We start from the raw sequence: 26,449 nt of genomic DNA, 5'->3' as shown, positions 1-26,449 counted from the left end.
TTTACTCCGCAGCTTCCGTTTGAGGTTCTGCTTTGTCGCGGAGGATGCCCTTTTCCCGCATCACGGCGACCATCGCGTTCATCTGCTGAAGGCTTTGAAGGAAACCCTGAACGGACAGGGCCAGCCCAACACCGTCAACCGACTCGGGCTGGGCCTCCTTGTCAGTGGTGCGTTCGAGATTTCCGCAGGTGATATGCACCATCCCGTTGATAAATGAGACGTCATTGACGCCATCTACGTAAAACCGTGTCTTGCTGCTCATATCATTCCTCCTTCAAGGCAAGTTCGATTTGGTTCATGAGAGGGTCCACCAGATAGGTCAGAACCCGTCGTTGCTGCGTTTCGATAAAGGCCAGCGCTGGCATTCCCGGCTGCAGGGCCACCCCGTCAATGCGGTCCAACTCGGACGGCATCAAATGGGCCCGCGCCAGATAGTACCGGTCTCCGGTCGCGGCATCTGTCACCAGATCGCCTGAAATAAAGACAAGCTCAGCACGCAGGCGCGGCGAGGTGCGCATATTCAAGCCGGGAAACTGGATCGAGACAGGCTGGCCGGGATAAATCTTATCGATATCCAGCGGCCGGACACGCACTTCGAGGACAAGATTATCCTCGACAGGCAAGATTTCCATGATCGGATCGACAGGGCTCACAACCCCTCCGATCGTGTTGACGCTGATATCATGGATGATGCCACTTTTGGGCGCGCGGATATCGACACGGGACAAAAGCTCTTGGTTGCGCAGGATGTCCAGGCGCGCTGCCTCGATCTCGCCTCGTATCCCGCGCAACCGCTCGATCATCTCGGCCTCGGCATCGGGCCAGATGCTGGCAAGCTCAAGCTGGCGTTCCTTCAACTGATGCTGGACCCGAGAAATTTCCGACCGTGTCGCGCCCAGCAATCCTTGCATGCGGACATGTTCACGCTGCGCCAGAGACCGGTTCGTCGAAGATGTCAGCTTTTTTTCGAACAGGATTTCCATATCCTGCAATCTGGCCGAGACAATTGTCTCTTCACTCTGGCGCGAATCCGCCTGCAGACACAGCCCCGACAGGCTGGACTGCAACTGGGCAATCTGGAGTTTCAGACGATCATGGGCACGTGCGCGCGCCGCATGGCGGGTGGTCAGCACCGTTTGATGCTGGTTCAAGATATCAACAAACGCCGGGTCCGAGGAAAATCCCGCCAACCCGGGCGACAATTTGATTTCGGCCTTTCCCGACAGCTCGGTGGTGATGCGCGCCTGTTCAATCAGCAGTTCGAAATACTGGCTGCGGGCGAACTCCAGGTTGGCCTTGATCATGCGCGCATCCAGTTGCAACAGCATCTGTCCTTTGGACACAAGATCACCGTTTTCCACGTGAATTCTTGAGATCACACCCCCATCCGGGTGCTGAACGACCTTGTTGCGGCCTTCCAGAACGACCTGTCCGGGCGAAATGATCGCGCCGGTAATCTTGGTCACCGACGCCCAGATGATGACCGCCCCAAGCAACCCGAACAGGGCAAACTGCGACAACCAGATATGTCGGCGTATTGCCTTACGCAAAACGTCGCGAAGCTGATCCGGCTCCATATCAACTTGCCTTTCTGGTCACGGGGACCATCAATTTCTTAAGCATTTCGTCCTTTGGCCCGATCGCCTTGCACATCCCGTTTTCCATCACCATGATCTTGTCAGCAGTGGACAGGGCCGCGACGCGATGTGCGATCACAATGACCACCGATCCCTGCGCCTTGAGTTGCTGAATCGCTTGTGCCAGGGCTGCCTCGCCTTCGGCATCCAGGTTCGAGTTCGGCTCATCCATGATCAGAACGAAGGGGTTGCCGAACAAAGCACGCGCCAATCCGATCCGTTGCCTTTGACCCCCGGACAGGAAGTGGCCGTGCTCACCCACCCGCGTGTCGTACCCACCAGCAAAATTCACGATCATCTCATGCGTTCCGGCCAAACGCGCCGCCCTGATGATGTCTTCGGACCGGGCACTGGAATCAAACCGGCTGATATTCTGAGCCACGGTCCCGTCCAGCAGCTGAACTTCCTGCGGCAGATATCCAATGAATTCTCCACGTACATCTTCTGACCACTGGCCCAACTCGGCGTTATCGAACCGCACGCTTCCGGCCATGATCGGGTTGACCCCAAGGATCGCACGCACCATCGAGGTTTTCCCCGACCCCGATTGTCCAATGACCCCCAGCGCCTGCCCTGCCTGCAATTCGAACGAAATGTTCTGGACAAAAGGTCTTTTCAGCTCGACTGGAGCCGTTGCCAGACTTTGCACAGTGATCTGCTTGTTGGGCAGCGGCAGTTTGGTTTCGACAATATCGGCAGTCCATTTGCCTGATGTTTCCCGCAGGTTGCGCAGACTGTGCCGGGCCGAAACAAACCCGCGCCAACAGCCCACGGCCTGCTCGACAGGTGCCAACGCCCGCGATGAAATGATGGCCGCGGCAATCATCACCCCTGCGGTCGCGCTGCCTTGAATGACAAGCCACGCACCGCCCGCCAGGATGGCCGATTGCATGATGAACCGAAATGTCTTGATCAGCGAGTTGAACAGATTGGCCAAATCATAGCTGCGCAACTGCTTGGTCAGATAGCTGACATTGTCATCCGACCATTTGCGCCGCAGACCATGGACCATGCCCATGGCGCGGACGGCCTCGGCGGCCTGACGGCATTCTTCAAGAAACCGCGCCCGGTCATTGATTGCCTGTCCCAGTTCCGCCATTGGCCGCTTGGCTGAGTATTCATTGAGAAAGATGAAAACGGCAATGCAGGCCGCCCCGCAGGCTGCCATGATGCCCAGCACCGGGTGAAACAGGTAAACGATGCCCATGTAGAAGGGCATCCAGGGTATGTCGAACAGGGCCGACGGTCCCGGCCCGGACAGGAACTGGCGCACAACCTCCAGATCACGCATCGGGTTCTGAGACTGCTCGTTTTTGCCCAGTTTCGTTGGCAGCAGCGTGCAGATCTCGAAGGTCTGGCCAGACAATTGCGCATCAATACTGATCCCGATCCGGCCCAGAACGCGGGTGCGGATGTAATCGAGAAAGCCGAAGAACAGATACAGACCAAGGGCCAGCACACCGATGACCATCAATGTGGGCACACTTTGGCTGGATAAAACCCGGTCCGAGACCTGCATCATGAACAGGGGTGCGGTCAGTGTCAGAATGTTGATCACGCAACTGACAATCCCCATCGAGAAAAAGGCCGATCGGCACGACCGCAGGGCATCTGCCACAGGATCCTTGCGCCCGGGCGTAGTCGAATTTGCAACAAGCCCCATCATTTGGAGTTCAGCAATCCCCGTGCCGACCGGGCCGTATTGGCGCGGCGCTTGGCGATGTCGATATAATCTTCGCGAGTGCGATTCAGCTTGGCATAGACACTATCGGGTATCTGATCTTCCCGCGCTTTAGTCGCCATTCTGTCGGCTCGCGACTCGAACTCTTGCAGGGCTCCGTCAATCGCGCCGATCGCATCATCCAGGCGTTCCCGTGTATAGGCCGCGCCCATCATGTCCATCGTCGTGCGGCTGAGGTCGTCATCCCAATCATCCCGGGTGACAAGTTGACGGTCCAGCGCGACTTCGAACAACCGTTCCGCCAACGAGAATTTTATGCTGGGGCACGGCAGCTGGGTGTCGTCGCCCTCGGTTTTGTCGCGGTGCAGGAACTTATACGCACAAGACCCCCCGCAACTTGGCAACAACTTGCAATCGCGGCAGGTCGGCAACTGAAACGGTGTCCAACTCCGCCACATCATCAGATAAGGATTGTCGGCCATTTCGTCCTTGCTCTGATCCAGATCGCCAACACGCAGATCTTCGCGCTGAACCGTGTCAAAGCATTTCTGGAAATTGCCAGACGGATCAATCACCCACCCATTTTGCTTGACGCCCACGCAGATCGAATTGAACACGCCAGGCAGATCAAACTTGAGCAATCCCTTTTCAGAGGCATAGCGCATCAGCGCCAGCTCTTTACGCGCATAGGAATACTTGTTCTCGACGAATTCGTTGATGGAACTGCATTCCTCGGTCATCGTCTGGACCGGCGCAAAATAGATGGTGACGTTCGAGTTTGAGAACCCCTGCTCGGCCAGATCGTCAACCAGCGCATAGGCTTCGTCGATATTGCGATTGTCGACGTTGCAACGCAGTGAGATTTTCAGGTTAGTGCGGTCAACGATTTCTTTGAGGTTGGCTATAATGCGATCATACGTTCCGCGGCCCGACAGTAGCACTCGGCGGGTGTCGTGTATGGCTTTGGCCCCGTCAATCGTGACTTGCGCCCAGCTCAGCCCGCGTTTTTCAATCTCAACCGCGACATCGCCGGTCAGCTGGTATCCGTTGGTGACCATCGACGCGAAATACCGCAACCCGCGGCTGACGCAGTATTCGATTATCGAATCCGACAGCGCATAGATCGACTGGCGGTCATTGAGTGGCTCGCCGCCATACCAATGGATCTCGACCGATTTTAGCTTGCCTTGGTGTGAATCAATAAATTCGACAACCTTCTGGCGGGTGTCTTCGGTCATCTTGCCGTGTTTTTTATTTAGCCCCTGATAACAATAGTCACAGGCGAAGTTGCAGCCCAATGTCGGGGCGATGACCAGCTGCAGATGAGATTCGTCCAGCCGGGTCTGACCATACAGCTTTTGCGTATCCAGCAGCTCGTCCTTGAGCATGGGCACCGCAAAACCTTGCGAACTGAGGGCCAGCGCCTGGCCGGATGATCCGGCAAAGGCATTGCTTTCAAGGGCCTGGTATTCTTCGATCTGTTCGGGGGCCAGGCAGGTCAACCCCTGGTACAACGTGTTGTATAGCAGTGCCTTTCCGTTGCGCAGAGGCACAATGACATTGAAACGAGAGGCCTTGAGTGTGGCGGCTTCTCTGGCGGGTTTGACCGTGTGCATCTGTTTCCTCCTTGGTGCTTGGCTCAAATTACGCGTCATGCCCGATCAAATGATCGGACAGATCGGTACGTTGACGCCCAGACACGGACCAATATCCGGACCGACGTTGATGTTTGCACCGGCGCAAATCTTGCCGGCACAGGCACCTGCCGCGCCAATGTTGATGACACCGATCTGAGCGGCACACACAGTCGCAACTTCAAGTTCTACCAGCGACGCGGATGCCACATCTGCAGTTGCTGCTTCGAACTCGATCAAAGACGCTGTTGCCACATCGACAGTTGCAGCTTCGAATTCGATAAGGCTGGCATCCGCGATGTCGACGGTTGCGGCTTCGAATTCCACCAGACCCGCATCAGCAACGTCGACCGTTCCCACTTCGAACTCGATCAATGTTGCATCGGCGACATCGATAGTTCCGGCCTCGGCCTCGACCAACCCGGCGTCCAAAAGATCGACAGTGCCAACCTCGGCCTCGATCAGTGTGGCATCTGCGGCGTCAATCGTCAGAAACTCTGCTTCGATGCCGCCGATGTCCAACGCGTCCAGAGTCAGCGCTTCGGCCTCGATACCAGTCGCGTCCAGAGCGTCGACAGTAAGGACTTCAAATTCGGCGCCTCCGACGTCCAGGGCATCTGCGGTCAGCAGCTCAAACTCAACCCCAGTTGCGTCCAGAACATCCGCTGTGGCGACTTCGGCTTCAACGGCTCCGACATTCCCGACATTCACCGCCACAGCTTCGACGTCCAGCCCAACTGCGTTGAATACATCCGTTGCAAAAGTCTCAAGACCTGCGCCTTCGAGCTCACCAAGCTCGAATGTGGCAAAATCAATCTCAGCACCGCTTATCTGGGCAACATCACTAGACGCCACTTGAATTTCAGCGCCGCCCACACTGGCCAAGTTTGCCGAGGCAACATCAACTCCAAAAGCTTTGACGGTAACTGCGTCCGCCGACCCGATTTTCAATTTGATTCCGGTTAGGCCCGCCGAAATGCTGACGCCGCTGACACTCGGTGCCAAATCTGGGCTAAAGGCGGACGCAGAGACGTTGATGCCAGTTGCACTTGGACCGGAAATTCCGACAAGGGCCGCGCTGGCATTGATGCCGGTAGCATTCAAGGCAGAAACGCCAACAATGGCAGCACTGCCGTTCGCGCCTATCGCATTGATACCCGAAACCCCAACACCTACGACACTTCCATTGGCCAGCAGGCCGTTCACTCCAGAAATGCCTACGCCTGTGGCGCTATAATTCAAACCGCCAAAATTCGCACCGGATACGCCAACAACAGCTGTGCTGACATTTGTTCCAATGACGTTGACGGCTGATACTCCGATGCCCACGCCGCTGATGTTCACGCCAATCGCATTTGCAACGCTGGCGCCGATCCCGGCAATACTGGCATTGGCCCCGATGGCGTTCGCGACCGAGAAACCGGCTCCAACTGCCGATTGGTTTTCACCCTGAATATTGACTCCTGATGCCCCAAAGGGCTTTTCCCCTTTGAAAAAGTCCGCCACGAACGGGTCAAAGAAGTGCTTGTCCGCCTCCTGGGAATGGGCATCTGCCACAAACGAACTGGCTGAGTCCGGTACACCGGCGCTTTTCCCCACACGCGCGACAACTTCGTCGTTGACCTGAATGATCGTGTCGCCAGTCTCACTGTCGATTGTTTGGGTCGCTGTATCGGCGCCCTCTCCAACCAGACGGATGGTGTTGACGTCTCCGTTCAGGATTTCGTCGATGTTTATCTTCGCATCCCGGACAGACGTGTCGATAACGACGGTGTCGCTGCCCTGCCCCAGGTTGATCGTGTTGGTGCCACCGCTGATATATAGCGTGTCATCACCGGACCCGGCGGTTATCGTGTTGGTCCCACCGCTGACATAGATTTCATCCGCATCCGCACCAGCATCAACGATGTGCGTTCCGCCGAGGATATCATAGGCATCCGAACCAGCCTCAGCCTCGGTTCTGGATGTCGAGCTGCCGTCTAGCAAGAAATAGTCGTCGGCATCCCCAGTGCGAACAATTTCACCGTAACCCGACACGTAGGTGTCGGCGATGTCGACCCGTGTCTCGACCAGATCAGATATCGCGGTCCCGCTTAGGGACACACCCGACGCAAAGTTGAGGGCGCCAATCGAATTCGCCACACCTTGTCCAATATCGGCGGCACTTGGCGGAGTTTCAGGAGAGCCTGTGATGCCAAGGTCCTCGAGCGTGGCATAGGCAATGACTTCACCCGTGCTGTTGTTGGTAAAGGCAACCCCCAATGTTGCGTCCTGATGCGCGCTTACATTGCTTTCGGCGTCTGGGTTTGGTCCATCTTTGGGAACATAGACTAACCGCGCGCCGAAATCCGACTGCGCGAGATCGGGCAATTCAACAACGTCGTTGTCTTCGAATTTCAACTGCGTCCAGCGGCTGCCCCCGGATAGGGTATAGGTGTCTGCACCCGCGCCGCCATCCAGGCTGGCACCGCCAGAACCGACAAGGAACGTATCTGCCCCGGCGCTGCCAACGACGCCCTCAACGCTTTGCAGCGTGTCGGTTTCCGTCGCTGACCCGCGTGTCACCGTGGCCGTACCGGCATCAAAATCGACGCTGACCGAGCTGACACCGGTATCCGAGTAGTCGGCCCGGTCCAGACCCCGACCACCAATCAGGGTATCGTTGCCTACGCCGCCCTGCAGCAGATCATTGCCATCGCCACCGTCCAAAGTGTCTGCGCCGCCGCCTCCTTTCAGAGTGTCAGTCCCGCCTGCGCCCAAAAGAACGTTGGCCCCGTCGTCACCGGTCAGGATGTCGTTAAAGACCGTGCCTTCAACATTTTCGAAGTTGAACAGGGTGTCGCTGTCGGTGTCCGATTTTTTCGCGGTGTTTGTCGTCAAGTTGACATCAACCCCGCCGCCGGTTTGACCCAGATAGCTGACTGTGTCGATATCCGCCCCGCCGTCCAGCGTATTAGAGCCTGTGCCAGCCCCGGAAATGATGTCATTGCCAGCGCCGCCATCGACCGTGTCCGAGCCGTTCAACCCGACGATAAGGTTTGCGCCGCCATCGCCGGTAAGCGTATCGGCCCCTTCGCTGCCAATCAGGTTTTCGATCTCGGAAAGCGTGTCGGTTTCGGATGTCCCGTCGCTGAGTGTCACCGTAGACGTTCCGGTCGCAAAATTAGCCGCAACTGACTGAATAGTCACCGGCGCGGGCTGTCCGTCTTCGGCCGTTTCTATATCAACGCTGTAGTTGACCGTATCCGAACCTGCACCGCCGGTCAGCGTGTCATTTCCGCGACCACCGGACAGGACATCGTCACCGTCTCCGCCAGACAAGGCATCGTCTCCATCCTTGCCGAACAGTGTGTTGTCTTCTGTATTTCCGGAAATCGTGTCGGCTCCTGCCGTGCCGACAACGCTTTCGACATTGCTGAGCGTATCGGTCTCAACCGTTCCATCGCTAAGCGTTACAGTCGCAGTTCCGGCGGCCAGGTCCACGTTGACAGCATCGTAATGCAGGTTGTTCTGCCCGTCATCCACTGTGGCTTCATCCGCCGAATAGCTGACAACGTCATTTCCGTCACCGCCATCGATGATGTCATTGCCGAAGCCTCCGGTCAGAATGTCATTGCCATCCCCACCAGACAAAGAGTCGTTTCCACCGGCACCTGACAGAATATCGTTGCTGCCCTGACCGTCCAAAGTGTTCGCTGCGGCGCTCCCGCTCAGAACATCACTGTTTTCCGATCCGATTGCGTTTTCGATACCGGTCAACGTGTCATTGAACCCGGCCTTTTGCACCTGACCGTTCTCAAGGTCGACGGTTACGCCGCTCGCCTTGTTCGTCAGTTCCCGGTGATTGGCATAAGAAACGGTGTCATTATCCGCGCCACCATCGATCTGGTTGTCGCCATACCCTGACCCATCCAGAAGATCGTCGCCTCCCAGGCCCTGAAGAGTATCATTGCCCTCAAGCGCGGTCAGAACATTGGCGCCAGATGTGCCGCTTAGTGTGTCGTTACCTTCGGACCCAATGGCGTTCTCGATATTGCTGAGCGTATCGTTTTCAACCGCGCCACCGGCTAGTGTAACCGTCGCGGTACCTGCCTCAAGATCCAGGTTAACACTTTGAATCTCACCGTCGGTTTCACCTTTGGAGGCGGCATCCAACCCGTAATGCGCAGTGTCGATTCCGGCGCCACCATCCAGGCTGTCGTTGCCGTAACCACCTGAAAGAACGTCGTTATCGGCACCTCCCGTCAACGTATCCGCACCTGCGCCGCCAAGCAGAAGATCGTCTCCGGCATCACCGGCCAGCGTATCAGCACCCGCATCCCCAGACAGAAAGTCATTGTCCGTGCCGCCGAAAAGCTGATCGGTCCCCTCACCGCCAAACAGGCGATCCTTGCCCGCTTCGCCACGCAGAGTGTCATCCCCATCCACGCCGCGCAGTTCGTTGGCGAATTCATTGCCGCGAACCGTGTCGTTGCCGTCGGTTGCAAAGACGTTTTCGATGTTGCGGACAGTGTCAGTGGTCACGACCCCATCATTGCGCGACGTGGTCGCGGTTTCAGCCGCCAGATCCACATTTACGCTGTCAAAATAGACGGTGTTTTCACCGTCGTTCTGCGTCGCTTCGTCCAGCCCGAAATGCGCCGTGTCCGTGCCTGCCCCGCCATCCAGAATGTCCTGCCCAAAACCGCCTGACAGAATATCTGCATTGTCGCCGCCCGACAGAGTGTCGTTGCCACTGCCTCCAAGCAATATGTCGCTGTCGGCTTCACCGCTCAGATTGTCATCCCCTTCGCCACCGGTAACAAAATCGTCCCCGGCACCACCCAGAACGGTATCGTTTCCAGTGCCCGCCAAGACCCTATCGTTGCCGCCCGCCGCGTTTAGAATATCGTTGCCACCATTGCCGCGCAGGATGTTGTCTTTGCTATCCCCCGTAACGGTGTCGTCATGCTCACTGCCCGACACAGCCTCGATCGAGATCAGTGTGTCGACTTCCGTGCCGGTGACTGCCCGGCCTTCTTCAAGATTTACCTGAACGGCCTGCGTGCTTGAGGTGAAGCTAGCGGTATCCAGATTTGCCCCGCCATCCAGAATGTCGGAACCGGCACCGCCGTCAAGAATGTCCGCACCGCCCCGACCCAAAATCGTGTCATCGCCACCGTTTCCGGTCAGGAAGTTGCCTTTGTCATCACCAGCCAGATTGTCCGCAGCCGACCCACCCAGGACGTGCTCTACATTGATCAACTGATCGGTTTGGGCAAAAGGGTTTAGCGAAGTTTCATCACCGGCAAAGACAAAGTCGCTCAGCGTCAGAAAATCACCGGAATTGCCCCCGTCATCATAGACAACCACCGTTTTACCAAGACCGACGATGTCAAAATGATTTCCTTGGACAAAGTTGCCATCCGCGTCTTGCACGTACCCAGACTGAAACACCTGTCCGATCTCAATATCGTCCGCCGTAAGACCAAGCGGGCGTAGGTCAATCTTATCTACACCCGAGTCGAAGTTTCGGATGTTGAAAACAGTCTCGGTGCTGTTCGCCGGGAGCGTCAGCAGATCAGTTCGCCCTGCAGTGGCTACGGTCGGCTCTGTCCCCGTCGCCGGAATATTCACTGTCACCGCGTTGCCGCCAGCAACAAGGCCTGTGCCTGCAGCCAGATCAACCTGCACAGCAACGGTTGAAGAGGCGTAAGTGACTGTGTCCGCACCCTCACCCCCGTCGAGGATGTCATCCCCGCCGCCACCATCAAGCACATTGTTATTGCCATCTCCGGTGATGCGGTCATTCACGTTCGAACCGACAACACCTTCGATTCCGATCAGGGTGTCTTCATGCACGTTCAGGTCATCAAGGCGGCGGGTCAGACCTGCTTCGAGGTTGATGTCAAAGCCGACGTCTCCGCCATAACCATCCGCGTCATCTTCATCGAGGCTGTAGTTGACGATATCAAACCCGTCGCCCCCTATCAGTGTGTCCTGACCGCTGCCGCCGGACAGCAAATCGTTGTCCTGCTCGCCATGGAGGTAATCGTTGCCGGTGCCCCCGACCAGAAGATCATTGTCATGCCCCGCCCATGCAGTGTCGTTGCCTGCACCGCCGACAAAAACATCGTTACCAAAGCCGTCATCGCTACTTCCGGCGACATCATCGAGAACGTCGTTGCCATCACCGCCCAGAATCTTGTCGTCGCCGAGACCACCTTTGAAGGTGTCGTTCCCATCCCCGCCATAGAGAATATCGTTGCCCTGACGGCCGTCGATTTCGTCGTCACCCGCACCGCCCTGAATAAGGTTGTTTTCACCGTCGCCATAGAGCTTGTCAGCTTTGCTGCTGCCGCTGACATTTTCGATATTGCTCAGATAGTCTTCAGTCCCGATCCGATTTAGGTTTGAGTCCAGGTACCATGCCTGACCAGCCTGCAGGTCCACCTCAACGGAATCGTTAGTGTCTAAGTCGTACCTAACCGTATCAATACCAGTACCGCCATCCAGATTGTCGACACCATCGTCACCGATCAGAACGTCGTTGCCCCCGCCGCCGTTGATCGTGTCATTTCCAGCCTGTCCGCCCAGAACATTGTTGCCACTGTCACCTGTGATCAAATCTGCATGAACGGTTCCAATGACGTTTTCGATTGAGACCAGGTAATCCTCGACCCCTGCCCGGGTTCCGTTCGAATTGCGCCAGTACGCCAAGCCATCGGCGAGGTTGACCTCCACACCTGTATCGCTATCGCCCTTATCAATATTATAGGCGACATAGTCATTCCCTTCGCCGCCATCCAGGTGGTCAATTCCGTTCCCGCCAGCCAGAATATCGGCACCACCGCGCCCGTATATTGTGTCATTGTGGTTGCCGCCAACCAACGTGTTGCTGGATTGGGTTCCATAAAGGACATCATCTTTGTCAGAACCAATTGCGTTCTCAATCGAGATCAGTGCATCTTCCTGATACTGTTCGACGCCCAGTCGGCGCGTTATTCCGTTTTCCAGATCAATGGCAAAACCGGTATTGTGACCGTGCACGTTGGCATCACCGTCATCGACGCCGTAGTGAACAGTATCTATTCCTTCACCACCATCCAGAACATCCAAGCCCTGCCCACCTGAAAGGACATCGTTGCCGTCGCGACCGCGAATGTCGTCGTTCCCACCGCCACCGATCAGCAGATTGCCACCATCCGTTCCGGTGATCTTATCTTTGACATCCGAGCCAACAGCGTTTTCGATTGAACGCAGAAAATCCTCGATAACCGTGCTATCGTCGTATTTCTTGGTGATATTTGTATGCAGGTTGATGTCGAATCCGACGACCCCGTCATACCCATCAGCATCGTCTGCCGTCAGGCTATAGTTAACGGTGTCTGTTCCCTCATCACCGTAGAGGTAGTCCAGTCCTCCACCACCCGAAAGAACGTCGTTACCACCACCGCCTTCAAGGATATCGTATCCCCTGTTGCCGTACAGGATGTTGTTTTCGTCGTTGCCATAGATGCTGTCATTGTGGCTGGATCCGAAAACACCCTCGATCGAAATAAGATTGTCTTCAAGGTGTTGAGCGCCGTTGTTATCTACATAGTAAGTTTTGCCTTGCTCAAGGTGAACACGAAATCCGACACCGTCCTGATTACCATCTTCGCCAGCGTAGCTGATGATATCAAAGCCAGATCCACCATGCAGGTGATCCACTCCGTTGCCGCCGCTCAGGATGTCATTGTCTGCACCACCATAAAGCTCGTCCGGACCGTTATTGCCGATGAGGACATCGTCGCCATCATGGCCATAGAGAACATCCCTGTTAACGCCGCCAGTCAGAGTATCGTCAGACATTTTCCATCCCTTATCCTTGCCGCCATTCAGGCGCGGTTGTCACCGAAGGGAGCGCACGACTATCCTTTGACCGCAGAGACCCCTCTGCGGATGTTCGCCGCATCGGGTGACGAACCGGCGCGCTTGCGCGCCACTCAGGTAATCCCACATACAACGCCTCCTCCTGAAAGGCTCCCCAGGCGTTGTTCCCCTTTGTCGCTGGCCCGAATATCGTTTCATTTCGATTCCGGTCACGATCCAAATGAAGCTAAACTGTGGGATAACGGTGCGTCTGTGTTCTGCGGCACAAATTTTAGTGAAAGCGCATGATCCAAAATAATCGGGGAAAAGCTTTTAATTTCTTTAGCTTAAAGCGAATCTTGTGCCCACTTATTCTACATGAGCGAAATTATGTATAGTTTTTATCGTGCAAATTTCTTGATTAACCTTCTCCACTCCAAGGATCCACACACCCATCGGTGGGTAGGTCAACTCGGCAATACTGACGGAAGAAAGAGGCCTGGATTGAGCTATCGCTTTGGCGATCGTGGCGCCCTAAAACGCGGGAAAGGCGCATAAGAGTGGCTAGGTTCTGATCCCAAGATTTTGGGTGCCGCCATTTCGTCTACTTAGTTCAAGCCCCATAATTCCAAAGGTGTATCATGAGCATTCTATTCTGGTTGACCAACGAGCAGATGGCGTGCCTTCAACCTTACTTTCCAAAGAGCTCAGTTTCCCGGGTCGAAAATCGCGCGACAAATCAGTCCGGTATGACAAGCGGCGTTTCAGGCGCCAAAACCGCATCAAGGTCATTTTCGGACGCCTTTAGGGCTGGCGGCGCGCCGAAACACTTTACGACAGTTGCCCAAAGGTCATCCCGCCACCCGGGCATTTAGCAGTCTGTTCACGGGTTACAGTGCAGATGTCCAGACCCGGTAACGCCCCTGCCCCGTTACCTCTCGGATCAAACCCCGGTTCATAAAACGGTCGATATTGCGTTGCACCGCAGCGCGCGATGCCTGTGTCAGGTCCTCGGCCAGCGGTGCCGACACCATGGGCCATGCGGTCAGCGCGTCGATCAGGCGCGGTGGCGTGCGGCCGCTCAGGTCACTTGTCGCCTCGCGGGCGCGCTGATCCCAGGCTCTGACCCGATCCAGGTGCAACAAAGCCGCCAATATCGACTGCCCTGCCCCCCTAATCCAGGCCGAGAGTTTTTCCTGCGGCTCGCCAACCCCGCGCAACGCCCCCGGACCCGACAGCGCCAGCGGCATGAAGATCGCCCCACTCCGCCCCATCGACGCAGCATGTCGGGCTGCAATGATCGCTGCCTCAGTGTCCTGACCAGGGCTTTCTGAAAGGGCGCGCCAGGCATGAAACCCGATTGCGGCCTGCGTGACGGGATGCAAACCTTCCGCATTCTGCATAATCTCAGCCAAATCGGCGACAGCCTCTGGCATGTCTTCGATGCCCTGTGCCATGCGATCAAGAAACGCGGTCAGGCCAGTGGCCCAGCCGCCCTCTGATGGGCTAGCCCCTGCAGTTAGACGGCGCACAGCCCAGCCTGCCCGAAACATCGCCTGGACATCATCTCCGGTTGCGCCAATCCGTAATCCGACCCACAACGCGAGCCGGTCGACACCGATCCTATCCCCTGTCCACCAGCCCAGATCAGACACATCCATCAGCGCCAGCCGGTGTCCCCACCCTGTCGGGCCTGCGCGCAAACGTTCGTCCAACGCCCCGAACGTGGCCGCCAGTTCGGCCAGTTCATAAGACAGCTCGGCCTGCGCCGCGCGCCAGTCCCTTGGATCAAACAACAGGCGGCGATCGACCACCGGGCCGGGCGGCAGAAATACATCCTGCGCCAGGTCCTCATCCGGGGGGAGGAACCAAAGATCATCATCCTCAGGCGGGTCTGTGTCATAAATGCTGGGAGGACCGACCACATCGTCGTCGTCATCCGGGTCCGGCATCACAGGTTTCGTCGTCATGCCCACTATATTTCGGGCTTTTCGTGCGGTTCACAAGGCGTATTTCGCCCTGCCCCGGTCAACCGGCAAATGTTGTGGTCAGAATGTCCAGTTGCTGGTCAAGATCGGTCTGCTCGCTGCTGCCGATTAGCATATAGCCATATCCATCCTGTGCCCATGTCGCAGTAGCAACACCACTTATCGCCGCAAGTTTGACATCCTTTGCCGGCGCGCCCTCACCCTGTCGGATCACACAAAACGCCAGCGGCTGACCCTGATCATCCGCAAAGACCACCTGAATCAGAGGTTTCCCCTTAAAAGACAGAACCTGAGCGCGCTTCAATTCCAGCCCGGGCAACGTCTCAAGTGTGTTCCGGTTAAGCGACCGGCCCAACTGTGCCTCAGCCCGCGCAAATTGCGCATCCAGCGCAATCGGAGAACTGTCCAACGATTCAATCGTGTCCGGCGAATAAAGCGACTGGTAAATTGCCGCCTGTTCGGCCCACCCCATCGGCTCGGGACGTGTGGCCCAGAAAGTTGCGGACACGGCCACGACGGCCACTGACGCCGCAACTGCCATCAAGCGCCAGGGGCCGCCCGAGGTGCGGACCGTACTGACCGGCTTTGGTTGCGGCAATTCAATCTGCGGCGCGGCCGCGGGAATGTTTTCGAACACTGATTGAACCACAGGTGCCAGCAGGTCCAGTGTCATCAGGCGTTGTTCCAGCGCAAGATCGGTTTCGATCGCCGCTTCGATTGCGGCGGCCTCGGCTGCATCCGCATTGCCTTCCAGATACGCCCTCAGCGTCTCGTCGGAAAACTTCATTTGCCACTCCGTCGAACGGTGTCTGCGGCCTCATGCTGCATCACGTTTTTCAGTTTCTGCCGGGCGTTGGACAACCGGCTCATGATAGTGCCTATTGGCACCTCCAGCAACGCGGCGGCTTCGCGGTAGCTGTATCCTTCAACAAACACAAGCATGACTGTCTCCCGCTGCGCTTCTGGCAACTCCATCACTTGTGTAAACACCTCAGCGGCGAAAATATTCGTTTCTGAATCCGGTCCGGTCGCAACCAATTCGGCCTCGGGCGTTACGGACAGCGCCTGGGCCTTACGCACCGAGCGTGCGCGCACCTCATTCAGCCAGATCGAGCGGCAGATCGTCATCAGCCAACTGTCCAGCCGATCATACGACGTAACCTGATGATGACGCTCCAACGCACGCAGACACGTCGATTGCAATAAATCATCGGCAACATCCGACGCCCCCGAAAGTGCAAGACCAAACCGCCAGACCCGTTTGGAATGCGTCTGGATTGCGCCGCGCACGGCCTGTTCGGAGGAAGTATCGGGACTCATCGAATAAATCGCGACCTGTGTGTGTTTGCTTTTCACGGACCGGGCCCGCGGGGTCAGGACTGACATAACCCGAGGAGGAAAGAAATGAAACTTCTGTTGAAGGCAGTCACGATTGCGTCGGCAATTGTTGCAACCCCGGTTCTTGCGCAAACTTGGACGCTGGACCCTGAAGGCTCGCATCTGGCCTATGGGTCGATCAAAAAAGACACCGTGGGTGAGGTAAACTCTTTCACAGGTCTCTCCGGTCAGGTTGGACCCGACGGGAAAGCCGATATTGAAATTGACCTGTCATCGGTGGAAACCAAAATCGACATTCGCAACGAACGAATGGTTGAATACGTGTTCCAAAAAGCGGGTACAGCATCACTAACGGCGCAGTTCGACATGGCAGATGTAACGGCCCTGAGCGTTGCCGAAACCACGATTGTCGATGTCGAAGCGATGCTTTCGCTGGCAGGCACAGATGTAGCGTTTGATGCCGAGATGTTTGTGGCGCGCCTGTCTGAAACATCAGTCATGGTTTCAACAAATGACATGGTGTTCATCAGTACAGAAGATGCAGGCGTCGATGCTGGTGTGGAAAAGTTGATGGAATTGGCCGACCTGCCCGGCATCACCCGGACCGTACCCATTACAGCGCGTCTGATATTCAACCTGGACGAAAAGAAAGCCCAAGCCGAACCTGCCGCCACCGCCGTAACTGCTGCGGTTGCTATCGAAGGTGACGTCAAAGCAGGTAAGAAGGTGTTCCGCAAATGCAGCGCTTGCCACAAGTTGGACAAAAACCGCCACACGGTGGGCCCATCGCTTCACCGCATTATCGGCGCTACGGCGGGTCAGGCTGACGGATTTAAGTTCTCGGAACCTCTAAAGGGGTCGGGTATCGTCTGGACAACTGACACCCTGACCGCTTTTCTGGCGGATCCCAAAGGCACAGTTCCGGGCAACAAGATGCAGTTTCGCGGCCTGAAAAAGGAATCCGATATCGTGAATGTGATCGCCTATTTGCAAGCCGAAGCACAGGGTTAAACCTGAACCAATCTAATAAAGCGGGTTCCCTTTACACGCACCGCCACGCTATCCCTTGTCTGACCTCAGACAAGGGAGACGCGCGGCATGAGCGACACGGTCAAACTGACACTGGACGAGATCCGGAACCTCAGCCTGTCCATCCTGACCAAGTCGGGGTTTGGCCCGGAACACGCGGCCGCAATTGCCGATGTATTGACGACCTGCCAGGTCGACGATTGCCAATCTCATGGGTTGTTCCGCCTGTTCATGTGCAATGACACCATGAAGACCGGCAAGATTGACGGGCATGTGGCCCCGGCTCTTGCGCCTTCGGATAATGCCATTGTTCGTGTCGATGCGCGCGGAGGCATGTCTTTGCTGGCTTTTCGCGAAGCATTGCCTGTGCTGATCGAAAAGACCCGCACCCACGGCATCGCTGCAATGGCAATCAACCGCTGTTTTCACTTCTCGGCCCTTTGGCCCGAAGTGGAAAGTCTGTCTTCAGAAGGTCTGGCCGCGATGGCGATGGTGCCCAGCCACAGCTGGGTCGCACCGGCTGGGGGCACTCGGGGTAGTTTGGGTACGAACCCCTTGGCATTTAGCTGGCCGCGTCTGGGAAAAGATCCATTCACGTTTGATTTTGCAACCAGCGCCTTTGCGCGCGGTGAGATTGAACTTTATCGCCGGGCGGGGAAACCCCTGCCCGAAGGCGTCGCCATAGACAAATATGGAAATCCGACCACTGATCCGCAGACCGCGATGGAGGGGGCGATGCTCACCTTCGGCAGTTACAAAGGCTCGGCCTTGTCGATCATGATCGAGCTGTTGGCCGGTCCGTTGATCGACGACCTGACCAGCCTGGAAAGCATGGAGTTTGCCGAGGGCCACGGCGGCGCGCCCTATCACGGCGAGATCATTCTGGCTTTTGACCCCGCCCAGTTCAGCGGTGGTCGTGCCGCAGCAAATGATGAGCGCGCCGAACGCTTGTTTGCCGACATCGTCGATCAGGGTGCGCGCCTGCCGTCGCAAAGACGTTTCGCTGCTCGCGCACGCAACACCGCCCGTGGACACGTTGAGATCGCGAAAACCCTGTACGAAGATTTGCTGGTTTTGGCCGAATAGGTGTAAGGCCCGCGATCTTCTCTTTCCCTTAGCGGTGCGGCTGGCTAAGAAGTTCCTCCCAATTGAATTCAGGAGGCCCCATTGGACCGCATCGCCCGCACCATCGCCACCGAAATCAACGCCCGCGCCGAACAGGTCGGTGCAGCGGTAAAATTGCTGGACGAAGGGGCCACGGTTCCATTCGTGGCGCGTTACCGCAAAGAGGTGACTGGCGGGTTGGATGACACGCAACTTCGAACTTTGTCGGACCGTTTGACCTATCTGCGCGAACTAGAGGCGCGACGCGCAACCATCCTGAGTTCAATCAAGGATCAGGACAAGTTGACCGACGAGTTGGCGAAATCCATCGCGCAGGCAGACACCAAAGCCCAACTGGAAGACATCTACCTGCCCTATAAACCCAAGCGCCGCACCAAGGCGATGATTGCGCGCGAAAACGGGCTGGAACCGCTTGCCGATGCAATCCTATCGAACCGTTCCGCAGATCCCGAAGGGCTGGCAAAGGGTTACATTAGTGAAGCGGTTCCCACGACAAAGGACGCATTGAATGGCGCTCGGGACATAATCACTGAACGGTTGACTGAAAACGCCGCCCTTCTGGGTGAATTGCGAAATTTCATGCAACGAGAGGCCTTGCTGACCTCGAAAGTGATCGACGGTAAACAGCAAGAAGGTGCCAAGTTCAGCGACTACTTCGATCATTCGGAGCTTTGGGCCAAGACCCCATCGCACCGCGCCCTGGCAATGTTACGAGCTTCGAAAGAGGGGATCGTGACGCTGGACATCGCCCCCGAGCCCGAAGCTGGCGCCGCGCGAGCCGAAGCTATGGTGGCTGCTCATCTGCAGACACGCAGCGATGCACCCGGTGATAAATGGCTGCGGAAAGTTGCCGGCTGGACGTGGCGGGTAAAACTGTCCCTTTCGATGATGGTCGAGCTGATGGCCGATTTACGTAGCCGTGCGCAAGACGAAGCAATTCACGTTTTTTCCCGCAACCTCAAAGACTTACTATTCTCCGCACCTGCCGGCGCGCGGGCTACCTTGGGGTTGGACCCTGGAATCCGAACCGGCGTCAAAGCCGCAGTCGTTGATGCAACAGGCAAGGTGGTTGCGACGGAAACCTTGTACCCATTCCAACCCAAGAATGATTTGCGCGGATCGCAGGCGGCGATCCTGCGCTTGATCTCAGCCCATAAGATCGACCTCATCGCAATCGGCAACGGCACAGCGAGCCGCGAGACCGAAAAGATGGTTGCTGACACGTTAAAACTGCTGCCGAAGGGCGTCAAAGCCCCAACCAAGGTTGTCGTTTCAGAAGCCGGAGCTTCGGTCTATTCGGCATCAGAATTGGCCGCGCGTGAATTTCCGGACCTGGATGTATCGCTGCGTGGCGCTGTTTCGATTGCCCGCCGCCTGCAGGATCCGCTGGCAGAACTGGTAAAAATCGAACCAAAATCCATTGGCGTCGGTCAATACCAGCACGACGTTGATCAACATCGCCTGTCACAGTCGCTGGCTTCCGTGATCGAAGACGTTGTGAATGCTGTGGGTGTGGATCTGAATACAGCCTCTGCCCCCCTACTCTCACACGTTTCTGGTCTTGGGCCTGGACTTGCAGAGGCTATTGTCATGCATCGTGATCTGAACGGCGCGTTCCAATCCCGCAAGGAGTTGCTGCGCGTCGCGCGTCTTGGGCCGCGCGCCTATGAGCAGTGCGCAGGTTTTTTGCGGATACGGGATGGCGTGGAACCCTTGGACGCGTCCTCGGTGCATCCAGAAGCGTACAAACTTGCGAAACGGATCGTATCTGCCTGTGGTCGTGATATTCGCCAAATCATGGGGCATGACGGAGCCTTGAAAGGGCTGCGCGTAGAACAGTTCGTGAATGAAGATTTTGGCCTTCCGACTGTGCAAGACATTTTCTCAGAGCTGGAAAAGCCAGGTCGTGATCCCCGCCCTAGTTTCGTGACCGCTTCGTTTACTGATGGGGTCGAAGAGATTACCGATCTGAAACCTGGAATGGTACTGGAAGGGACAGTCACCAATGTGGCCGCGTTTGGCGCTTTTGTCGACGTGGGCGTGCATCAGGACGGTTTGGTCCATGTCAGTCAACTTGCGGATAGGTTTGTCAAAGACCCGCATGAGGTGGTAAAAACGGGCCAGGTGGTCAAAGTCACCGTGGTCGAGGTTGACGTGCAACGCAAACGTATTGGCCTGACCATGCGCAAGGATGGCGGAGCCTCGGCGCTTCAAGAACAGGACGGCAAGGGTTCAGATAAGCGCTCCTACCGCTCAAAAGGGAAACAGGCGCAATACGCAAAATCTGCAAAAAACGCGCACCACAGCGCATTTGGTGACGCTTTAAAATCTGCGCTCAAAAAGCAATAGCCTTGGATACGCGTTATTGAAACAACGCTCACGTGAATGCGTCTGGTTCAAGCTCCTCCCAGAACTCAAATATCTTTGTGGCGTTCAACCCTGATCGCCACCCATGAGCCCTGAAATGTTCTCGGTCAAGATCATTATCAAGGTCCGATAGAAAGAGCCGCTTGTCGGCATCGCGTTGCGTTGGGTTTCGCCGCGAAACCAGGTCCTCAACAATTGCCAACCGCCGCGCACGTTCGGTTCGCTCGGCAGTCCTTGCTTCGTATTCCTTGTCCTGCTGCTCTTGTTCTGCAGTCCTGCGTTTTGCTGCTTCACCCACTGATGGGTCTGGCACCGCCGACGTTTTCTTTTCTGGCGCTTGATAGTTGTCCCGCAAGGCAGCGGAAAGAAAACCAAGAGTTGACTTTATGCCATCCTTGCCCCTGGCATATTCGAGCTTTTCCCGAACATAGTCTTCGCCATGCTCAGAAATCCATTGACGTGCCAACCTGTCGGACACGCCCTGCTGGCGTAGCGTCTTGTAGATTGTGAGATTTCGGACGCCATCTTCATCATCAATCTCAAACATCGCTTTCTGCGGGTTACCCTTTATCAGGAACCGGATATCTGTAACCGTTCGTCCTTTCTTTTGGAATTCAGGCTCAATGAGAATATCAGAACTTTTGTTAACTTCGGCGACAGCTGGTTTAATGATCTTGGCATTTAGGTGCTTGAAGCTGCCGTAGTAATCGCTCCCGTCGACCCCCATGAGTTTCCTAAAGACATCCAGCGCCCACCAACCCGTCGACCCTGTCCGGACAAATCGATAGCAATTTTCATAAAGCGCTAAACCGTGCCCAGAACTAAAATTTCTCTGAATCTGGACATTTATTAACGCATATATCTTCGGATCATAGAGTTTCTGAGCCAATGCTGGTGAATATGCGTATTCACAGATACCATTCTTCAGTTTGGCAAAACTCAACAAAGATGAGACACCCCATTCTTGGCGCCCCTGTTCGTCTAGCATATCCCATTCCGCGACCGTTTCCGCCAGAGCCCGCAAGCTTGCACGCAGCGTGTCAAAGTCGTTTGAATTATACCCAACCATCATTGCCAATGTTCTGGCATCAATTGTATGGGTAGGCGCGGACGTTAAAGCATCATATGCATTCAACAATAAAACGTTCGACAACTTGCGTTGCAACAACGACAGCTTGCCACTGATGTGAATCGCGGCAACGTTCTTCTTCACTGTCTCACGGCGTAACGCGCCTGAGAGATTGTCCATGTCAACTTGTGTATCCGGCATGATTCTGCCTGGCTGCTCGTTTCCTTATTGTTTGCATGATAGGTACCTAAGTTGCAATCTAATTTGGGTGCCCAAATACAGGATTAGTTCAATCCCGTGGATGGGTACCTATTTGAAGCGGTCCTGAGGTTATCCACAGAAACACCTAAAATGGGATTCCCTCGAAGCAAAGAACAAGGATACTCCCATGCGCTGAACCGCGTATTAGAGCCTTTTCCGCTTTGAAAAGCACCGTCCCGAGAATCGGCCCCCTATTTACCGTAACTTGACACTATAGAACCTGTGTTTGGGTACCTATGATCCCGTATAAGGGTCCTCTACACCCCGTAATCGGATACCCAATGTTAATTAAACTATTGACTATAAACAATTTTTTTATCACAAAGATTCTAAATACTACAAATAAACTAAACGATTTGTTGCGTTCATTTTCATTGATTGACTGAGTTTCGCTGCGAAACCTAGTCGTCGCCCCAACTTCTGTGGAAAAATCGAAAAGGAAGGATAGCCTCCCACCCAAATGTTCGCTACATTGCACCATATACGCCGACAAGGCGAACATTACCCGAGGTATCGACAGTGAATAAGACTAACCAACCTCCCCTGCCCCCTTATCTTAATCTCGATCCAGAAAAAGCAGCAGCGAAGTTGCCACATCCTATTGGAACTTCGCGATTCGCAAAAGCTGCCACATTCTGTGCAAAAGGACGCGAAGACTTAGCCCGGAGAGGCTATGCGCCCGACGGTGAAAAACGTTTGCGTCGTTTCTCAATCTGGGAAATCACAAAATACCTTATTCCTGTAGCGCCTGCTCACCTAAGACGTGTTCTCAAAGCTAATACAGAGCTTCCACAAGGAGAAGGAGAAGCTGGGTCAAAGTGGTTTACTCTTGAAGAGGTTCTAATCCTTCGAAAACACTTTGCGGCAGAAGGTGTCAGCACCAAAGAATACTTGCCATATCGCCCGGAGGGCCTGCCTGCGAAAGTTGTATCGGTAGCAAACTTCAAAGGCGGGGTTGGCAAAACTTCAACTGCGGCTCACCTCGCTATGTCTGCGGCATTGGATGGGTACAAAGTTCTTGTAATCGATTTGGATAGCCAGGGATCGATGACGTCAATTCTTGGCGGAACAGTTGCGGACGAATGGCAAACGGTATTTCCGCTAATAGCCAAAGATTACGCAAGGGCTGTTCAAGAAGAGAACCGTGTCAGACAGGTTGGCGGGCAGGCCGAAATCCCTTTGGATGAAACACTGCAAGAGGCGTTAAATACAACCCCAACCGATGTTGTTCAGAAAACCCATTGGCCCAATATTGACCTTATTGGTGCCCAACTGAATTTGTATTGGGCAGAGTTCCAAATTCCGGTGTGGCGTATGGGATTAAGAAGTTGGCCATTGTGGGATGGCCTCACCAATTTTCTCGAGAATGAGGGTGTTCTCAACGATTACGACGTCGTCTTCATTGATACTCCTCCTGCACTTGGGTACCTAACTATCAACGCACTGGCTGCGGCTGACATCCTTTTGGTGCCGCTTGGAGCTTCGTTCCTGGAGTTCGATTCAACCGGCCGGTTCTTTGACATGCTCTATACGACATTCGCAAGTATTGAAGATGGGGAAAACACCGCCCAACGAGCAGCCGGATTGCCTGAGTTGAAATTCGAATGGGATGTCGTTCGGGCAATCATTACCCGATTTGATGCCAGCCAACAGACAGATATGGCGAACGTGATCCAGGCGTACTTTGGCGATTTCATGAACGCCTACCGACAAGATTTCACTGCTTTGGTCGGGCAGGCGGGTGAACAAGTGAACGGTATTTACGAGGCTGACTACCGAGATTTTAACCGCGAAACCTATGTCCGTGGACGTGAGACTTTTGATCGTACATACGCGGAATTCAAAGAAGTTCTAATAGGTTGCTGGTGGCGTGATGCCCAATTGGGAGGAGAGTCGAATGGCTAAACGTAGAAGGCTTGCTGTTCCAAACACAGCCGAGTTGCAAGAGTTGGAGGCGGGTTTCGCGGCGAAACCTTCTTTGAATCCGTTTGAGGGTTCGTCGTCCACACCACCTATTGCTCAGGTCGCGGCTGAAGCTGCGTCCCTAAGCGGAATGACAACTGTGACGGACCGTGTCGAGTTAGCGAAGGATCAAAGCGACGCGGCACGGTGGCGAGACGCTCATGATGCCGGATTGGTGGCTGAAATACTGCCTTTGGAATTGGTCGATGCCGAATATATTCGTCGAGATCGAATGGTCGACGACGAAGAGGCTATGGCGGAACTTCTGGAGTCTTTGCGGACTAACGGGTTGCGCACACCCATTGAAGTCACTCGCGTAGGAGATGGCTTTGGTCTTATCTCGGGGTTCAGGCGTTTAGACGCATTTAGACGTTTGTCCAAAACTGATGATCGGTTTGTAACCATTCCAGCCTTCGTGAGGGATGCCGGTTCGGGGCAGGGGGCTTACGTGTCGATGGTTGAGGAAAATGAACTGCGATTAAATCTGAGCCCATACGAGCGTGGACGTATCGCAGTTCTGGCAGTAGGGCAGGGGGTATTCGAGTCTACCGAGGCAGCAGTCGATGTCTTGTTTGCAGCCGCCTCCAAAGCCAAGAGATCAAAAGTTCGCAGCTTTGCTATGGTCCATGAAGCGCTCGGTGACCTTCTGCAACATCCTGTGGCGCTTACGGAGAAAGCGGGTTTGAAACTCGCATCGGCGCTGAGAGGGGGTGCCCAGAGCAAACTTCGTCAGGCTCTTGCAGAAGCTGAGGTTTTTGACCCGAAAACTGAATGGGACGTTCTTGAAAACGCGTTGAATTCGACACGCTCACCCAAGACCAAGAAGGCCCGTGGAGGGCGCCCGCAGCTAGTAAAACCATTAACGCCGGTTAAGTTTTCTGGAGGAGGGAGTATACAGGCCGAGCTGTCACCAGATGAAATTCGTATTCGGGTCCGGTTGAAGGGAGTATCAGAGGAGGATGCTCAGCGACTGATAGAGCAGATCGCGTGCGATCTAGGTTAGCTTCGTGCGAAACTGGGAACATTGATCATTGTTATCCTTTTCTAGTGATAGGTCTACATGGTTGTGTCGCTAACTTCTTGACTCGATTGCCTGGAACGCCCCGGTCGACATGATGTGCGGGCGAAATCTTCAGAGCAGGTGCTCAGTGTGATCTCGATCAAAGGTTGCCACTTCCCAAAGCTTGCCAGTCCTTACGCAGTCAATCTTTATCTACGCTACTCGGCCTCCCGTCGAGATCTGGAGGAGATCCTTGCCGAGCGCGGCTTCGCGGTTGAGTACTCAACCCTAAGCAGATGTTGGTGAAAATTTCCCCCTTGTTCGCGGTGGAGGCGTACAAGCGAAAGAAACCCTGCACTTTTTTTTGAACTATGGAGGAAAGCTATCTTAAAGTGCGCGGCCAGTGGATGTATTTATATCGTGCGGTTGATAGCCACGGGAAAATCCTTGATTCTATGCTTTCCCAACGTCGCGACACTGCAGAGGCCAAGCAGTTCTTCGCGAAGGCATTGTCCAACAAAAGCATCCCGTTGCGGATCGTTATTGACAAGAGTGGAGCAAATGCTGCCGGTATTCGAGAAGTGAACAGAACTCTGAGGCGAATTGGGTGCCCGGCCAAAGCACAAACAATCAGATCCAAATATCTGACGGATGTATTTGACAAGGGCTTTTTAGGGTGCCACGCCCTAATTTTTTTGGTTGAGCTATTGAGGTGAGACGGGCATGGCCATCGGAGATTTCTGCTTCCACTTGGCCACAAAGCACCGATAAACCTCTGCTGCGTGACCGACGGCCTCTCTTTCCCGGTCTCGCATGGACTTGAGGCTGTAATAGGTAGCTGATCCCCTTGTCCTGCCACCACAGTGTAAGGGATAGCCCGCAGTCAGATCCAGCTTTCTCAGCTTCCGGTCTGACTGCGCGAGAAGGTTGGCATTCTCCAGGATCGCCACCTGATCAAAGGTACAAAACACATTAAGTGCAATAATTTTCATGACAGCCTCCTTTCCATGGTTAGCAACCAATAGAGCCAGCAGGCCACACAACAACTACGGATTCGCGCTCGTAGCGCAACCGGGCAAGTGAAGGGACGGCCAGATAACAATGCTGTCGAACAGGATCATCGGGTCGTCAAAAGAAGAACCTGCCCGATGCTTGGCTACAAAGCCTTTGCTTCGGCATCGGTAACGCTTGCAGCCATCGAGGTTGCGCACATGATCTGCAAGAAACAGTTCAAAGTGGAGGGCGGTAGATCTGCGCAGTTTGCCGCTCTCTCTGGATAACTGTGTCCGGTCGAGTGGATACTCTTTCGATGAGTAAAAGTTTGCGATAAAATCCGGCGGCCTCTGTTTCGTGCCCGACCAGCGCTGATCCGAAGCGCGCAGCCTTCCACGCTGTCACATAGAGCAAATCCCTCTCATACACCCGCAGTGTATTGGCGTGCGTGCCGTGGATATAGAGATCCGTCAGCGCCTCCTGATCTGCGTGCGACAGGGACGGGGTGGGGCCGGGAAGATAGGGGGCAGGG

Annotated in this window: 17 protein-coding genes and 2 pseudogenes; 8 read left to right on the top strand and 11 right to left on the bottom strand. The window is 55.2% G+C overall.

Annotated features, from left to right (window positions below; translation table 11 throughout):
- Position 1: 1 nt before the first annotated feature.
- From AC2FLA_RS20485 to AC2FLA_RS20465, 5 genes are read right to left on the bottom strand one after another with little or no spacing between them, the layout of a single operon-like run.
- Complete coding sequence (locus AC2FLA_RS20485; RefSeq protein WP_496724814.1) at positions 2-262, bottom strand: hypothetical protein; 261 nt, start codon at positions 260-262, stop codon at positions 2-4.
- A 1-nt stretch (position 263) separates the two neighbouring features.
- Positions 264-1,577 carry an HlyD family type I secretion periplasmic adaptor subunit gene (locus tag AC2FLA_RS20480; RefSeq protein ID WP_496724812.1) on the bottom strand — a complete coding sequence of 438 codons (1,314 nt, stop codon included), beginning with the start codon at positions 1,575-1,577 and terminating at the stop codon, positions 264-266.
- 1 nt (position 1,578) lies between these two features.
- Positions 1,579-3,303 carry a type I secretion system permease/ATPase gene (locus AC2FLA_RS20475; protein WP_496724810.1) on the bottom strand — a complete coding sequence of 575 codons (1,725 nt, stop codon included), beginning with the start codon at positions 3,301-3,303 and terminating at the stop codon, positions 1,579-1,581.
- The gene (locus AC2FLA_RS20470) at positions 3,300-4,934 is read right to left on the bottom strand and encodes a TIGR04463 family radical SAM/SPASM RiPP maturase (protein WP_496724808.1); all 1,635 of its coding nucleotides are present in this window, start codon (positions 4,932-4,934) and stop codon (positions 3,300-3,302) included. Before AC2FLA_RS20470 ends, AC2FLA_RS20475 begins: the two co-directional genes overlap by 4 nt.
- Positions 4,935-4,979: 45 nt before the next feature.
- Positions 4,980-12,785: a beta strand repeat-containing protein gene (locus AC2FLA_RS20465; RefSeq protein WP_496724806.1), complete on the bottom strand. Its 7,806-nt coding sequence runs from the start codon at positions 12,783-12,785 to the stop codon at positions 4,980-4,982.
- A gap of 715 nt (positions 12,786-13,500) precedes the next feature.
- Between AC2FLA_RS20465 and AC2FLA_RS20460 the strand changes: the two are divergent.
- Positions 13,501-13,590 (top strand): annotated as a pseudogene (locus AC2FLA_RS20460) (IS5/IS1182 family transposase); the annotation flags it as partial.
- A gap of 85 nt (positions 13,591-13,675) precedes the next feature.
- On the opposite strand, the gene AC2FLA_RS20455 reads toward AC2FLA_RS20460, so the two are convergent.
- The 3 genes from AC2FLA_RS20455 to AC2FLA_RS20445 are packed head-to-tail and all read right to left on the bottom strand — an operon-like array spanning position 13,676 to position 16,093.
- Complete coding sequence (locus AC2FLA_RS20455) at positions 13,676-14,755, bottom strand: helix-turn-helix domain-containing protein (protein ID WP_496724804.1); 1,080 nt, start codon at positions 14,753-14,755, stop codon at positions 13,676-13,678.
- Positions 14,756-14,813: 58 nt separating this feature from the next.
- A complete protein-coding gene (locus AC2FLA_RS20450) occupies positions 14,814-15,560 on the bottom strand; it encodes an anti-sigma factor (protein WP_496724802.1) in 747 nt (248 codons plus the stop codon).
- On the bottom strand, positions 15,557-16,093 hold the full coding sequence (locus tag AC2FLA_RS20445) for an RNA polymerase sigma factor (RefSeq protein WP_496724800.1): 537 nt from the start codon (positions 16,091-16,093) through the stop codon (positions 15,557-15,559). Before AC2FLA_RS20445 ends, AC2FLA_RS20450 begins: the two co-directional genes overlap by 4 nt.
- An 84-nt stretch (positions 16,094-16,177) precedes the next feature.
- Here AC2FLA_RS20445 and AC2FLA_RS20440 point away from each other — a divergent pair, with 84 nt between their 5' ends.
- From AC2FLA_RS20440 to AC2FLA_RS20430, 3 genes are all read left to right on the top strand, one after another.
- Positions 16,178-17,122: a c-type cytochrome gene (locus AC2FLA_RS20440; RefSeq protein ID WP_496724798.1), complete on the top strand. Its 945-nt coding sequence runs from the start codon at positions 16,178-16,180 to the stop codon at positions 17,120-17,122.
- A gap of 87 nt (positions 17,123-17,209) precedes the next feature.
- A complete protein-coding gene (locus tag AC2FLA_RS20435) occupies positions 17,210-18,226 on the top strand; it encodes an Ldh family oxidoreductase (protein ID WP_496724796.1) in 1,017 nt (338 codons plus the stop codon).
- An 81-nt stretch (positions 18,227-18,307) separates the two neighbouring features.
- Entirely contained in the window at positions 18,308-20,614 is a 2,307-nt protein-coding gene (locus AC2FLA_RS20430) for a Tex family protein (protein WP_496724794.1), read from the top strand.
- 28 nt (positions 20,615-20,642) lie between these two features.
- On the opposite strand, the gene AC2FLA_RS20425 is transcribed toward AC2FLA_RS20430, so the two are convergent.
- A complete protein-coding gene (locus AC2FLA_RS20425) occupies positions 20,643-21,902 on the bottom strand; it encodes a replication initiation protein (protein ID WP_496724792.1) in 1,260 nt (419 codons plus the stop codon).
- Positions 21,903-22,481: 579 nt separating this feature from the next.
- Between AC2FLA_RS20425 and AC2FLA_RS20420 the strand changes: the two genes are divergently transcribed.
- The 3 genes from AC2FLA_RS20420 (at position 22,482) to AC2FLA_RS20410 (ending at position 25,640) form a co-directional block, all read left to right on the top strand.
- Complete coding sequence (locus AC2FLA_RS20420; RefSeq protein ID WP_496724790.1) at positions 22,482-23,867, top strand: AAA family ATPase; 1,386 nt, start codon at positions 22,482-22,484, stop codon at positions 23,865-23,867.
- On the top strand, positions 23,860-24,927 hold the full coding sequence (locus tag AC2FLA_RS20415) for a ParB/RepB/Spo0J family partition protein (protein WP_496724789.1): 1,068 nt from the start codon (positions 23,860-23,862) through the stop codon (positions 24,925-24,927). Before AC2FLA_RS20420 ends, AC2FLA_RS20415 begins: the two co-directional genes overlap by 8 nt.
- Positions 24,928-25,295: 368 nt before the next feature.
- Positions 25,296-25,640 (top strand): DDE-type integrase/transposase/recombinase, encoded by a 345-nt coding sequence (locus tag AC2FLA_RS20410; protein WP_496724787.1) that lies wholly within the window; start codon positions 25,296-25,298, stop codon positions 25,638-25,640.
- Here the strand turns inward: AC2FLA_RS20410 and AC2FLA_RS20405 are convergent.
- Positions 25,629-25,916 carry a hypothetical protein gene (locus tag AC2FLA_RS20405; protein ID WP_496724785.1) on the bottom strand — a complete coding sequence of 96 codons (288 nt, stop codon included), beginning with the start codon at positions 25,914-25,916 and terminating at the stop codon, positions 25,629-25,631. The genes AC2FLA_RS20410 and AC2FLA_RS20405 overlap by 12 nt on opposite strands.
- A 60-nt stretch (positions 25,917-25,976) precedes the next feature.
- Between AC2FLA_RS20405 and AC2FLA_RS20400 the strand changes: the two genes are divergently transcribed.
- Positions 25,977-26,204 carry a DDE-type integrase/transposase/recombinase gene (locus AC2FLA_RS20400; RefSeq protein ID WP_496724832.1) on the top strand — a complete coding sequence of 76 codons (228 nt, stop codon included), beginning with the start codon at positions 25,977-25,979 and terminating at the stop codon, positions 26,202-26,204.
- On the opposite strand, the pseudogene AC2FLA_RS20395 reads toward AC2FLA_RS20400, so the two are convergent.
- Positions 26,155-26,449: pseudogene (locus AC2FLA_RS20395) on the bottom strand (hypothetical protein); the annotation flags it as partial. The gene AC2FLA_RS20400 and the pseudogene AC2FLA_RS20395 sit on opposite strands and share 50 nt — an antisense overlap.

This window comes from Ruegeria sp. CDSA033 (genome assembly GCF_059612305.1).
Note: the sequence above shows the minus strand (reverse complement) of the source record. Positions and strands in the feature narration are given on the sequence as shown.